Here is a 13,427-nt window from a genome sequence, read left to right as displayed (position 1 = left end):
TGCCTATTTCCCTCCTTGATTTGAGACATATATATGGATGTTGAAATAGTCGCGTTTATCCGTTTGGATATATACGGTGTACCAACCGCTCGTAACATTATCGAGGGTATACACTCCGCTTTTCTCCCGCAGGACCGTTCCTTTTGTTTTCATCTGACCTTGTGTTAAGACACCTTTTTCATAACGTGCATACGAGATCCCGGAGAAATTCTTCAATGAAATTTCAACCTTGTTTCCAAGAACGGACGCAGCATTGGAGCTGTCTGGCATCACGCCGTTCACAAGGGCTATGGTGTCATAAAGACCTACCAGGCGAACGGTCCGGCGAATAGTGGTCTGATTCCCTGCATCATCTCTTACCGTATAGTCGATATAGTACGGGTTCGAGCGGACAAATTCATTTGCCGAGATGTTGTCAGGGTTAAACACCCGTCCGCCGGCTCCATAGCTTATAGTGACCCGGTTCGTCAGGTCCACCTTTTTACCCGCAACCATATCCGATGCTTCGAAGTCTAGAAGCTTGGACTTGTCATAGGCAATGGAGGCATCTTTTTTAGGTGTCATGCCTTCGATGAAGATGAGCTCTTCCCCATTTTTAAGTTTTAGCACAGGGGGTGTTTTGTCGATTAGACCAATGTCAACACCATACGAGGTATAGGTCCCTGTTCTTCCTTCAAGGTTAAAATTGTAAAGTCCATTGTCTCTATAGTTCATGGACTTCTCTTGTTCCCAAGGATCATTTCCGCCCACGAATTTAGCATCTTTATCCGTGATTACCGTGACATTCACATTCTGGTTCGTTGCCGGGTTCTTGTCGGTTCCCACCACATATCCTTCTTCTTTTCCAGATGTGTCCACACCAACAACAATCTTGTTTTGATGATCCTTTTCCACCCACTCGCCACTTTGGTTCTGTTCGAGATATTTGTATGTCCAGCGGACTTCCTTAACCCTTGGGCCTCCTACTTCAATTCCTTCAACCGTTACGAGAATTTTTTGCGTGATGCCTGTTTGGTCCCTAATTTGAAAGACGTGCTCCCCGTTCGTTTTAACGTTGATTACTGCCTCTTTATAGGACAGGACATCGCCGGCTTCGTCTTTCACTTCAGTCAGAAGTGCATGTTCATATCCACGATAAGAAACGGTAAGGTCTGTTAGTTTCCTAAGAATGTCCAGCGGAACGCCATCACTGTCACGGATTTGGTCAAAGGTTACATTCACGCTCAGCTTATCTTCAGCTAATGTGGCTGTGGCTTTGATTTGCGGCGGTGTGGACACAATATTAGATACGGTAATCACTTCCTGGCCTTCATTGCCATAATCGTCAACAAAAAACATGGACACTGTACCATTTTTTCTAAAGCGGACAGCTTTTGTGCCGGGGATATGTACGATATCGCCCGCAGTTAGGCTTCCGGCAGGTTCTACACCGGTGACTGTTATCGTTTTGAACTCCTTACTGAACTGTGTCAGCTCCACATTCACGCTTTGTGCAGTAGTGGTGGTTGGTGGCGTACTGTACGTTTTTGCGATTGCAGTTGGCACTACTTTGTTAATGTTTGAGACGGTGATTGGCGTCGTCCAACGGTTTCCAGCGTAGTCATAGGCGGTCACATTGTAAATTCCTGAGCTGTCCAGTTCTACGACATATTCATTCTCAAGCGGCTCCCCTTTGAAGGGATAGACCACATCGCCCTTCTTCACCTCTGCAAAGGCGATTTCACCTGAATCATCCGTTAAAGTGATCGTTGCAAAGATATTTTTGTTGGTCTTGGCCGTATTCGATAACACATAGGATGTTTGTCCAATCGTATTGTCGTAATGGTTATAGCTAACCGTATGAGAACCTGTGTTGCCTGATTGATCCTTAAATTCAAATGTGAATGTGTTATTATCCTCGGTTAGAGTCCTTGAGAAGGCTGCGTTGTTGTTTGTCATCGCAAGCGTTTTTCCGCCTCCGGTAAACTTGAGCGTTGCCATAACCCTTCTATAGGCTTTTCCTTCTGTGATTGGAACCCAGTTCCCAAGATAGTTCTCATAACTGTATTCAACCTTGTAGTGTTTGTCTTGCGAAATTGGCGTTTTATCAATATTCGAGACTGTGACCGGCAGTACTGTTGCTATTCCGGCTTTGTTAGTCACTTTGAAATATACCGTTGCATTCTGCTCGAAGGTTTCGGTATGCGAAACAACGGAGTCAATAGGGCTGAAGCTTATGCCGTCATACGAACGTTCAAGTTTTAAAATCCCGCTTTCCGGGTCATATACAGAAAGTGTTGCGGTAACATTCTGGTTGGTAGAATCCGTGATCGAATAGTCCACCTTTGCAGCTGGTGCAGTTTCGTCAACCACTGTAATGGCAACATATTCATCTTCCATCCGGTCAGCTTCCATACCTTCTGCCGTGTATGACTCGAAATAAGCTGATTTTGTTGTTTTGCCGTCTCTTAGCGCTTCAAATACAAGCTTTGAATAAGCTGTTCTTCCTTCTTCTGTAAATGAAGGGTCCGGAACACTTAGCTCTGTATTGAGTTCTAATCCAGATAACACAGCATGTTCAACAAAGAAATATTGTCCGGCATAATTTGGATTTGGAACTACAATATAATACAGCTTGTCCCCTTGGTTAAAGGATATGAACCCGCCGTTTTGGATCGTTTGACCATTTTTCTCTACATAACCTGTAGTATCAAAGCCTGTAACAAAATCAACCTCAGGCGTGAATTCCAGAACACTGTCTCTTCCAACCTCGTCCTGAACGTAAAGGCTGATTTTATTATTGTTCTGGATAACAACCTCATAGTCCATTACATAGTTAGCGGAGGTTGTTAAAAGTCCTGTATACAATAGGTTCGACCTGGCCATATCCCCCACAGCATCTCCCTCTACAGGTGCGTTTGGCATTACGGTTACTGGAACATTAAAATAAACGCTGACCGTTGCAGTGGTTTTTGTGGTTCTGGGGTTTGCGCTGACACTTACAATGGCCGCCGCCGCGTCAACCAGGTCCAGTTTTGCGTCAGTGAACACTTTTTCAGTCACATTTCCTGCGGTGTCGGCGGCTTTGACCCCAATGGCATAGCTTCCGCTAAGCCCCTTCAAGTCAATTTTGTAGGTTTTCTGTTTGTTACCTTCGCTATTAGTGATTACCGGACCACTTTGCATTTCCACGGATGGGCTTGATTGAAACAAAGCATAGTCCGCTTCGGTTAGAATATGGTTGTCTGCCGGGTCTTGAATAAGCGCGAAGGAAACGGTTGTATCGTTCTTGTCCGAGACATCAACTGTAATCTCACCATCTTGTCTTGCTCCTTTGGTCACGATGCTACTTGAAGCAAGCGCAGATGGAGCTGCCCGGTCAATGTTAGATACGGAAATAGGAACCAGAACATGATTTCCAAGCTCGTCAGACAGGGTCAGGTTTGTTGATATATTTTCGCTTACCGTTACTGTGAATGCACCGTCTGTATATGGAGAAACCGTGATTTTGTCTGCATCCTCGGGTGCAACGGTCAGTTTGCTAATCCCTGTACCGGCATCACTTGCGATGATTGTTGCTGTCACGGATGCGTTGGTTGGCTGAATGGTGCTATAGTCCGGCAATTCAAAGGTTGGTGCCTGGCTATCATACAGAATGGTGAGCGGTCTCGCTTCTGTTAAAAACTCCGGTCTGTCGTCCGCAGGAGCATTGATGAGTCCAAACTGGACGTAGATGGTGTTGACACCCTCTTGAAGCGGAACCGGTGTGTCGAGTGTAAATGCATAATTCCCGCCGGAATTGTTGCTCGCTGTGAACTCAGGAACTAAAACGCCGTTATCTGTTGGCATGCCGTCCGTTGTTGCATAATATACCGGGTTTTGATATTTCAATGCGCTATCAGAAGTCCATGCTGCATGCGGTTCATTCAACACAGCATAGATACTATAGGTTCCATCCGTTGTTGTACCCATTCCGTTTACAGTCGGCTCCGTAAAGTTCAATGTGTCAATGATCGCAGCTTCTGACCTCATGCCAAAGTAGGGGGAAACCTTTTTGCTTACTCTGCCATGCGGATCTTGTGCCACAACAACAATGCTGTACGCACCTGATGGAAGTCCTGTTAGCGTCAAGGTCTGATTAACCTGTGCTATATTGTCACTGTCCAGTGTCAGGGTCAGCGGATAGTTCGGCATATCTTCAATTCTGATGTCTGAGTCCGGCTGGGATACATAGTAATATGCACTTGCAATTCCGCTGCGGTCTGTCACTTTCACGTTAATCTGATGGGATGATTTGAAATGATCGTGCTGACTTATTGCGGTATATTTAATCTCCGGGGAATAGGCGTCATACGTGTACACTTGTGAGAATTCGGCAATATTACCAGACTGTTTATTTTTCACCCGATATTCCAGTATATATTTCCCGTCCATCAGAACTTTGGTTCCGCTAAGATTCGTTTTTTCAGCTGCACCAACATCATCGCTTGATTCGTATACTCTAAATTTTTGCGTAAAGCTGTTGTCATTGCCAGGATCAGAAATCCACCGGTAACTCGTTTCAAGGTTTGGATTGCTTACGTCAAAGCTAAGGTCAAAATGCGGCTTTGGAAGACTGGAATCCTCCGTAATCAGTGTGTCAGCAACATTTCCATTGAAAATACTCACAGGTTTTTTATAGTATCTAGAGGCTTGCTCGTTTCTAGAATCGTTTCCAAGTGAGTCTACTGTGAAATAATAGAGCGTTCCCTCAAAGTTGTCCCCTTTGGGAATGGATAGAATGGCAGTGGTGCTGTCACCTTCTGAGTCTACAAATGCCCATATCCCTTGAGTTGAGGAAATTTCTGCAGAGGCAGGTTTAATCTGATTGATTGGCGTGTCAGGCGGCGCCGCATTCCCGTTCATAAACGTATAATAAGTTCTTGACCAGCCGTTATTGCTTTGCTCAAGGTCATTCATTTCAAAGCTATAGTCATTTCTTTTGCGGAGCTGTGCATCTTGGGGATGTACCGTTTCGTTTACGGTCACCCGCGGAGCCTGGTTATCGATTTTGATATTCTCAATTTCTGCAAATCCGGCCTCTCCGCCCAGCGGATTGTCGGCTTGATCCCATCCATACAGCCGGAGCTTGAATTCGCCTTCCGTTGGAACAATTGGACTTAGCTTTATGCTAACGCCATTGATAACTTGCGTGTTAATAGGTGCAGTAACTCTTGCTCTGTTTCCTGTACCGTCAAAGTTTGTTATTCTTGTCGCGGCCGGTTCATAGGAATCACCGGTTTTCTTGTACAGCTCATAATTCAAATAGTTTTGATTCGACTCGCTGTGGGCGACATTTCCGTCCGGATAGAGGGTTTCACTGGCAACCATATAAAATTCATGCAGCTTTTTGATGTTGCCTTGAATGGAATCTGCCCCCGCCAGGTCATTTCCAGTTTGGTCGGTCACTCTTACAGTTGGGGTTTTGGTGTCCACTTTATGAGTTGAAAAATAAAAACTTTGTGATGCCGGTGATTCTGGAGTTGGATTCTCTAAATAATAGGCCTGCGCCCGGCCTTTTTTCGTTAGATGGGTAGATACGTTGTCAAGCTGAAGCCTTATGCCCTCGCTTTCCACTGCGCTAACATCCAGCGGCACTTGTCCAGTGAACTGAAGTTTGCCGTTTGGTTTGCCGTCATTGCCCTGCAGTTTGGTCATGGTAAGGCTGGTAAGCGGTGTTTCCGTACTGTTTCCAAGATATAACACAGGCGTGGCTTGGAGGTTGGTAATCAACTCCGTTTTAATTTCTTGCGTCATAGTTTTTTTATGAATGGACACCGCTTCAACCGTGATATTAACATCTGTGAATTTACGGTTGAGATACAGATTGTCCTGGCTCGGTGAATAGGTAACCGTTTGAGTGATATCGGGGTTGCCGAGGTTATAAATGCTACGATAGAACGTATACGTTACATCTTTATAATAGTAGTCCGCTTGCCCTATCTTTGTTGTCAAATAGGTTTTCACTTCCGGATTTCCTGAACTTGTATGGGCAAAAGTTCCCCCGAGGCTCTCAGCATTGGTAGACTGGGCAAGCAGCGCCACTCTATAGGTCAGCGAAATCTCTGCTTTGTCCTTGGCAACCATCTGATCGTGAAGCTTCTTGCGGTCAATATTGAGCTCAAACGTTTTTGTTTTTGTCGGTTCCTGGAATGTCAGCCAATCCCTGCCCACAGCGTCGTCCGAAACGCTATAGCTGACAACAGGAGCATCCTCATATTGCATAATGTCATAGTGACCATATTGATCTCTGACATAGTTGTCCCACTCTGCACGTTCAGAGCCTGACGAATTCGCATCCAGATAGAACTCTCCTCCATGCTTATCAACGTCACCCATATCGGTGAATTTTCTTTTGGTTACGTCCGAAATGTCACGATACAGTCTACCCTGGTCTTTTGTCCATGAGTATATTGGAATGGTCTTCGTCTGTGTTGGATTTATGTTTCCGCCAATTTGAGGAAGCCACAGAACTACCGACTCACCGTACCAGTCATCACTGCCCACCAGCCAAAAAACGAGCTCGTTCATTCTCCACGGTGGAGTATTTTGCAATTTAAATGTATGTTGTGTATCAGACCAAGCGGCAGCGCCGCCAAAATTTGTTGCTTGATCAGAGTTTACTCCAGATTCATATGTACTTACGCCCATATAAATATCATCGCCGGTTCCGCCGTTTTCGTTTCCTCCTGTTTTCACACCAAACACATAATTGTACTCTGTTGCTACATTCGCATACACAGGCGCTACTGATGCGAGAAGCGAAAATACCAGCATCAAGCTTAAAATCTTCTTCATAAAATACCTCCTCGTTAGAAAATCGTTTCTATATACTTTGAACTTAGCCCCATAGCCTGTAGTTCTTCTTTCATTTCATGTGTGCGTGCAATTTTTCTGCTAGGAACATATAAAGCCACACCGTTGCGGTTTTTATAACCTGCTGAATTTCTTACTTCGAAGGCAAGTGCTTGGGCGGCGGCAGTGACTTCTGAAGATTGGCCCATAAGCTCTATAAGATCATATTGATCGAATATCCCGTCGTTTTTGCCTAATAGCTCTGAGTGGTTGGCAAGGTCTGATAGTGAGCGATCAAATTTTGCATTTCCTATGGCCTTAACCAAGGATTCCGCCTGAGACAGCTTCAGCATTGATAGGGTAGTTTGCATCTCAGCTTCCATCCCCGAATGAAGGGTAAAGGAGTCTAAAATTAAACGTCCTATCCTTTCAGTGCTGATCTGCGGGTTTCGCTCTAGCGCACCTATCCATGTGGTATAGTACAAGCCTGCTGCGGGGGTTGAATCTTCAGAAGCTATGAGATATTTGCCCTGATCTCTAAGCGCATAGGCAGTTTCAACGGTGCCCATAAGACAGGCATCAAAAACGATTAAGTCGAAATACATATCTGATGAACCGATCGCTTGGGAAAGCTCCGAGACCTTCATCGTTTTTCGTTCATTTAGCTCGTCTGCGCCAAATCCGCCCATTGTTCCATACCCATGGTCCCATAGAATCAGGATATAACGTTCACTTGGTGCAACGGCTTTGCCCCAAACAAGAAAATCCCTCAGTGTTCTAGGGTCTGATGCGGCGGTTTGGATGTGGCTTTCGTGCTTTTGCAGCTGTCCATGACTAACTTCAAAGCGTTCGGATGTCCCATCGGTCATATATTTGTTGTGATATTTGAGCGTTCCGCCTGTTTGCAGCAGGATTTTCGTATTTTGGTTGGGTTGACCGCGCAAAATTTCTTCCAAGTCATCAGTTAGCCGGCCTTGCTGTGATTCAAGGTCAGAACCCACTGCATAGATTAAAATCGTCGTTCCATTCAACCTTTTATCCTGCTCCCAAAGTGACCTGGCTTCGTTTAAAGCTTGCGTGGTGAAAATATTTGCTGTACTAAGGGTTTGACCTAGCGTGGCAAGCTGGTTTTTGGGTCTTGTGTTTAGAACATAACTGCTTATTTTTGCAAGCGTTCCCCGGTTGAATTCGCGTTCTTGGGTAAGGTCTAATCCTAGAACTATTGAGGCGAAAGAAACCGCAGTTCCATAAGTGAAGTCGCCCTTTGTTTCTGAATATCCCAACACTCTTAAAACCATTGAACAATACTGGTTAAGCGAGATGGGCCGGTTACCGCCAAAACGAAACTCATCTATTCCATTAACGACACCCTTGGTATAGGCATACGACACGTAGCGGCTTTCCCACCCTGTATCAGTAAATGGACTTTTGTAGGTGCTTTTCAGGACCTCTTTCTCCTTCCCCCACAGACGCAGCATCATTACAAGAGATTCTGCTCTGGTGGGCACCCGCGACAGCTCATACCCATTCTCCGTTCCACTGAACAATCCCAAGCGGTTAAGCGCTTCTGCATAGCTGGAGCTTTGTGCCGCTGCTGATGATGGAGTTGTTGCAAGAAGAAAGACTAAAAAAATGATAAAACCTCTGATTTTTGTCATCATGTTCCGGCCCTTCAATTGATTAATCCTATTAAGCTACAATTCTACATGGCGGATTAACCCCTGTGTGAAAGTTAAAGAAATCTTTAAGTTCGCGCTTGCCGCTCAACTTTGGCAGACACCACAAATGTGTCCGTCGCTCACACCATTGATTCTGTGCATCAAACGAAAAATAATGATACTATGTATGATGGGTAAAAGACTTTGCTATGGATTATATCGTTTTTATATGTTGCAACAGGAGAAGATAATATGAGTAACGAACCAAACTTTTGGCTGGATTTACCGAAACCGTTTTTTATATTAGCTCCAATGGAAGACGTCACAGATATTGTATTTCGTCACGTCATTAGTGAAGCTGCAAAACCTGACGTATTTTTCACAGAATTCACAAGCGCAGAAAATTATTGTCACCCTGTTGGAAAAGAAAATGTAGGTGGCCGGTTAATGTTCACAGCTGATGAGCAACCGATTGTCGCTCATATTTGGGGCAATAAACCTGCACTTTTTGAACAGATGAGTATTGATATGAAAAAACTTGGTTTTCGTGGTATCGATATAAACATGGGATGCCCAGCACAAAACGCCGCAGCCAGTGGAAAAGGGGCCGGATTAATACGCCATCCTGAAGTTGCAGCAGAAATTATTCAAGCAGCAAAAGCAGGTGGATTGCCGGTTAGTGTTAAAACAAGATTAGGTTACTCTAAAATTGATGAGTGGCGCGGTTGGTTAGGACATATATTGAAACAAGATATTGCGAATCTGTCCATTCACCTTCGTACCAAAAAAGAGAAGAGTAAAGTAGCTGCACACTGGGAACTAATTCCTGAAATAAAAAAATTGCGCGATGAACTTGCCCCAAATACGTTGTTAACCATTAATGGAGATATTCCGGACCGCGCAACAGGATTAAAAATAGTTGAACAATACGGCGTTGATGGTATCATGATTGGCCGCGGCATTTTCACTAATCCATTTGCTTTCGAGAAAGACTCTAAAGAACATAGCGCGAAGGATTTTCTCAGTTTACTTCTTTTACAGTTGGATCTTCACGATAAATATTCAACAGAAACCTTGCCACGTTCATTTAGACCACTTCTTCGCTATTTCAAAATCTATGTTCGTGGATTTAGAGGCGCAGACGAACTAAAAGACCAATTAATGGAAACCACTTCAACAGACCAAGTGCGTCGTTTAGTAAAACCTCTTTTAGATCAGAAATTAGATTGAAGAATATTAAAAGATTTGAGCTATGAAAAAGAGGCTTCCTACAAGTTCAATGAACTCATAGGAAGCCTCTTATTTTTGCATCATGTGGTCAAACGGTGTTTCCTTCTCAGGAAACCCTTAATGCATAAGGGTTTGTCACCCTTATTACATCATGCCGCCCATACCGCCCATGCCGCCCATATCTGGCATTCCGCCACCAGCAGGGGCTGGTTCTGGCTTGTCAGCGATAACCGCTTCAGTGGTCAGGAACATAGCCGCTACGGATGCTGCGTTCTGCAGCGCATAACGGGTTACCTTGGCAGGGTCAACGATCCCTGCTTCGAACATGTTTACCCACTCATCGGTAGCAGCGTTGTAGCCGATGCCGATAGCTTCTTTTTTCAGACGGTCCACGATCACGGAGCCTTCCTGGCCTGCGTTAGCAGCGATGGTGCGAACTGGTTCTTCCAGTGCGCGCAGCACGAGGTTCACACCAGTTCTTTCGTCGCCTTCAGCTACAACAGCAGCTACAGCAGCATATACGTTCACAAGAGCTGTACCCCCACCGGATACGATACCTTCTTCAACCGCAGCGCGGGTTGCGTTCAGGGCATCTTCGATGCGGAGCTTGCGCTCTTTGAGTTCAGTTTCAGTAGCAGCACCGACTTTGACAACGGCTACGCCGCCAGCCAATTTCGCCAGACGCTCCTGCAGTTTTTCTTTGTCGAACTCGGAAGTGGTTTCTTCCAGCTGGGAACGGATTTGGCTAACGCGTGCATTGATGTCCGCCTTGTCGCCGCTTCCGTCTACAATTGTAGTGTTTTCTTTGGTTACGCGCACTTGACGGGCATTACCCAGTTGCTCAATGGAAGTGCTTTTCAGATCCAGTCCAAGCTTCTCAGTGATCACTTGGCCGCCTGTCAGAGCAGCGATATCCTGCAGCATAGCTTCACGGCGGTCGCCGAAGCCAGGAGCTTTAACCGCTACAGCATTGAACGTTCCGCGCAGCTTGTTCACAATCAGCATCGCCTGAGCTTCGCCTTCGATGTCTTCAGCGATGATTACCAGCGGACGCGCCTGTTGAACGATCTTCTCCAAGAGTGGAAGAATTTCTTGCGTGCTGCTGATTTTCTTGTCTGTAATCAGGATGTACGGGTTCTCCAGAACGGCTTCCATTTTGTCCGTATCCGTGATCATGTACGGGGAAATGTAACCACGGTCGAACTGCATACCTTCAACCACTTCAAGCTCTGTCAGGAATCCGCGGGATTCTTCAACGGTGATAACGCCGTCTTTGCCGACTTTTTCCATAGCTTCAGCAATCAGCTGGCCCACTTCTTCGTCAGCAGCGGAGATTGCAGCTACTTGTGCGATCGCTTGGGAATCCACAATCGGCTTAGCGATGTTCTGCAGTTCAGCGACAGCAGCCTTCACTGCTTTGTCGATCCCTTTACGCATAACCATCGGGTTAGCGCCTGCAGTTACGTTCTTCAGACCTTCGCGGATCATAGCCTGAGCCAGAACCGTTGCAGTTGTAGTACCGTCACCGGCTACATCGTTAGTCTTGGTAGCTACTTCTTTAACGAGCTGTGCGCCCATGTTCTCGAAGGCATCTTCCAGTTCGATTTCCTTGGCGATAGTCACACCGTCATTGGTGATCAGCGGGCTGCCGAATTTCTTCTCCAGCACCACGTTACGGCCTTTTGGACCCAGTGTAACCTTTACTGCATTTGCCAAAGCATCAACCCCGCGCAGCATTGCACGGCGAGCATCTTCACTGAACTTAATTTCTTTTGCCATTGTATAGTTAACCTCCTAATATTATTGTGAACGTAATCTTAGCTTGTGTATAAGTACTCTAAATCTGACTTATGAGCGACGCTTAAGACTAGTCAAGAATAGCGTGAATGTCGCTTTCTTTCATAATCAGATATTCTTTGCCTTCGTATTTGATTTCAGTTCCGGCATATTTCGAGAAAAGCACACGGTCGCCTTCTTTCACTTCCAGCGCTACACGGACTCCGTCTTTCAAAGCTCCGCTGCCTACAGCGATAATAGTACCTTCTTGCGGCTTCTCTTTGGAAGAGTCCGGAAGCACGATCCCGAAAGAAGTGGTTTCCTGTTGCTCGCTTGGTTCTACCAATACGCGTTCACCTAGTGGTTTAATCATGAAAAAATAGCCTCCTTTGAAATTATGTGTTTTGCTTTGAAAACATAGATAGAGCTGCGGGGATCTGCGCCATCAGCATCCCTTACGGAATGTTGCTCCGGCCAATCCCGGTTTTTCAGCAGCGTTAGCACTCAACCCTCTGTAGTGCTAACAACAATTTTTATGATACTCAACTTGAAGACGGATTTCAAGTCCTTTTACACAAAATCGTATTTGTTTTTGCCAAAATTATGGTTTCAGCGCTTGTCCGGCCCGCACTCTCCTACATTCTATCCAGCAAGGGGCATATTATGCCCCCCTCCCACTAATCTGCCTTCACATACCGCGCCTCCCGCTTAGCGTCCTCAGCCAACTGCCTGCGGTAGACGAATGCGGACAGAAACACACTGAATTCATACAGCACCAGCAGCGGAATCGTCACCAGAAAGTCCGAGATGAAATCAGGCGGTGTAATGACCACAGCAATGAACACCAGCGCGAAATAGGCATAACGGCGCATCTTGCGCAGACGCAGCGGGTTCAGCACCCTGAGCTTGGTCAGGAACATGACAATCAGCGGCAGCTCGAAGAGCAGGGCCAGCGGAATCACCAGACTGAACAGGAAATCGAAGTATTCGGCGATGCCGTAGGTCTCCTCAAGCCCCATATTCCGCGTAATCGAGATAGTGAAGGATAAGGCCATAGGGAACACTATGTAATAGGCAAAAGCAATGCCGGCAATAAACAATACAAACACATAAGGCACATAACGCAGGGCAGCGCTCCGCTCCACAGGCCGCAGGCCGGGGCTGATGAACGCCCATAGCTGGAAGGCGATAAACGGCACGGAGAAGACCAGCGAGACCGCCATAGCGATCTTCATATACATCCCGATTCCATCCCAGAAGGAGAACGCATGCAGGACGAAGCCTTGCGCAGCATCGGCGCTGATCAGGTAGAGATAGATTGGCTTGGCGACGAATAAGCCGAGCACAAGTCCTGCTACGAACACGATCAGCACGTAGATAAGACGTCTGCGCAGCTCCGTCAGATGATCGACGAGGGACATTTCTTCCTCTTCCAGAGACATGACTGACACCACCCGGATTGACATATTAGCAATAGATAAGTTATATCGTGAAACATATAAATTCTATTTCAAAAAAAGGGCGCCGCCCCGGTCTAAAAGCAGACCTGGGAAAGACGCCCCTGCGTGGGAACCTTAAAATTATTCCGGCAGACGGCGGTCCTGCGGAAGTTCTGCTGCAGCCGTCTGCGCCGCCGCAGGAGCAACAGTATCGCTCCGCTTGGCCGCTTCCGGCTCGTTCACAATCTCCCGTGCACCGTCCTTGAATTCACGGAAGGTACGTCCGACTGCCCGCCCCAGCTCAGGAAGCTTATTGGGACCGAAGAGCAGCAATGCCAAGATAACCAACAAGATAATTCCGGGTGTGCCAATACCACCTAACATACCGGTTTCCTCCCATCCTTCTGTCCGTTCATGACAATAGTTAACGATAAAATAATAATACCATAACTTATATCACACATCCATTGTGTATCCTGAACGATTTAGACAAAAGTGAATAGAGCAGAGT

General features: G+C 46.1%; 7 protein-coding genes. 1 reads left to right on the top strand and 6 read right to left on the bottom strand.

All coding sequences use genetic code 11. The features are described 5' to 3' along the window. Positions 1-3: 3 nt before the first annotated feature. Both MKX51_RS03920 and MKX51_RS03915 read right to left on the bottom strand, forming a co-directional pair. Positions 4-6,816 carry a hypothetical protein gene (locus MKX51_RS03920; RefSeq protein ID WP_340991269.1) on the bottom strand — a complete coding sequence of 2,271 codons (6,813 nt, stop codon included), beginning with the start codon at positions 6,814-6,816 and terminating at the stop codon, positions 4-6. 14 nt (positions 6,817-6,830) lie between these two features. Continuing rightward, positions 6,831-8,474, bottom strand: coding sequence for a clostripain-related cysteine peptidase (locus MKX51_RS03915; protein WP_340991268.1), 1,644 nt, complete (start codon positions 8,472-8,474; stop codon positions 6,831-6,833). Between the two features lie 249 nt (positions 8,475-8,723). Here MKX51_RS03915 and MKX51_RS03910 point away from each other — a divergent pair, with 249 nt between their 5' ends. Beyond that, positions 8,724-9,701, top strand: coding sequence for a tRNA dihydrouridine synthase (locus MKX51_RS03910; RefSeq protein WP_340991267.1), 978 nt, complete (start codon positions 8,724-8,726; stop codon positions 9,699-9,701). 144 nt (positions 9,702-9,845) lie between these two features. On the opposite strand, the gene groL is transcribed toward MKX51_RS03910, so the two are convergent. The 4 genes from groL to tatA all read right to left on the bottom strand — a co-directional run bounded on the left by groL (position 9,846) and on the right by tatA (position 13,300). After that, positions 9,846-11,480, bottom strand: a complete 1,635-nt coding sequence (gene groL / locus MKX51_RS03905) for a chaperonin GroEL (RefSeq protein ID WP_340991266.1) — start codon at positions 11,478-11,480, stop codon at positions 9,846-9,848. Between the two features lie 88 nt (positions 11,481-11,568). Further along, entirely contained in the window at positions 11,569-11,850 is a 282-nt protein-coding gene (gene groES, locus MKX51_RS03900) for a co-chaperone GroES (protein ID WP_036723192.1), read from the bottom strand. A gap of 304 nt (positions 11,851-12,154) precedes the next feature. Then, positions 12,155-12,919, bottom strand: coding sequence for a twin-arginine translocase subunit TatC (tatC, locus tag MKX51_RS03895; protein ID WP_340943721.1), 765 nt, complete (start codon positions 12,917-12,919; stop codon positions 12,155-12,157). A 138-nt stretch (positions 12,920-13,057) separates the two neighbouring features. Next, on the bottom strand, positions 13,058-13,300 hold the full coding sequence (tatA, locus tag MKX51_RS03890; RefSeq protein WP_340756511.1) for a twin-arginine translocase TatA/TatE family subunit: 243 nt from the start codon (positions 13,298-13,300) through the stop codon (positions 13,058-13,060). Positions 13,301-13,427: the final 127 nt, after the last annotated feature.

The organism is Paenibacillus sp. FSL M7-0420 (assembly GCF_038002345.1).
GTDB lineage: Bacteria > Bacillota > Bacilli > Paenibacillales > Paenibacillaceae > Paenibacillus_AQ.
Note: the sequence above shows the minus strand (reverse complement) of the source record. Positions and strands in the feature narration are given on the sequence as shown.

Bases quoted from the DNA above. Each gene is read 5' to 3' on its own strand.
- MKX51_RS03920 (WP_340991269.1), bottom strand. From the start codon at position 6,816: ATGAAGAAGATTTTAAGCTTGATGCTGGTATTTTCGCTTCTCGCATCA.
- MKX51_RS03915 (WP_340991268.1), bottom strand. From the start codon at position 8,474: ATGATGACAAAAATCAGAGGTTTTATCATTTTTTTAGTCTTTCTTCTT.
- MKX51_RS03910 (WP_340991267.1), top strand. From the start codon at position 8,724: ATGAGTAACGAACCAAACTTTTGGCTGGATTTACCGAAACCGTTTTTT.
- groL (WP_340991266.1), bottom strand. From the start codon at position 11,480: ATGGCAAAAGAAATTAAGTTCAGTGAAGATGCTCGCCGTGCAATGCTG.
- groES (WP_036723192.1), bottom strand. From the start codon at position 11,850: ATGATTAAACCACTAGGTGAACGCGTATTGGTAGAACCAAGCGAGCAA.
- tatC (WP_340943721.1), bottom strand. From the start codon at position 12,919: ATGTCTCTGGAAGAGGAAGAAATGTCCCTCGTCGATCATCTGACGGAG.
- tatA (WP_340756511.1), bottom strand. From the start codon at position 13,300: ATGTTAGGTGGTATTGGCACACCCGGAATTATCTTGTTGGTTATCTTG.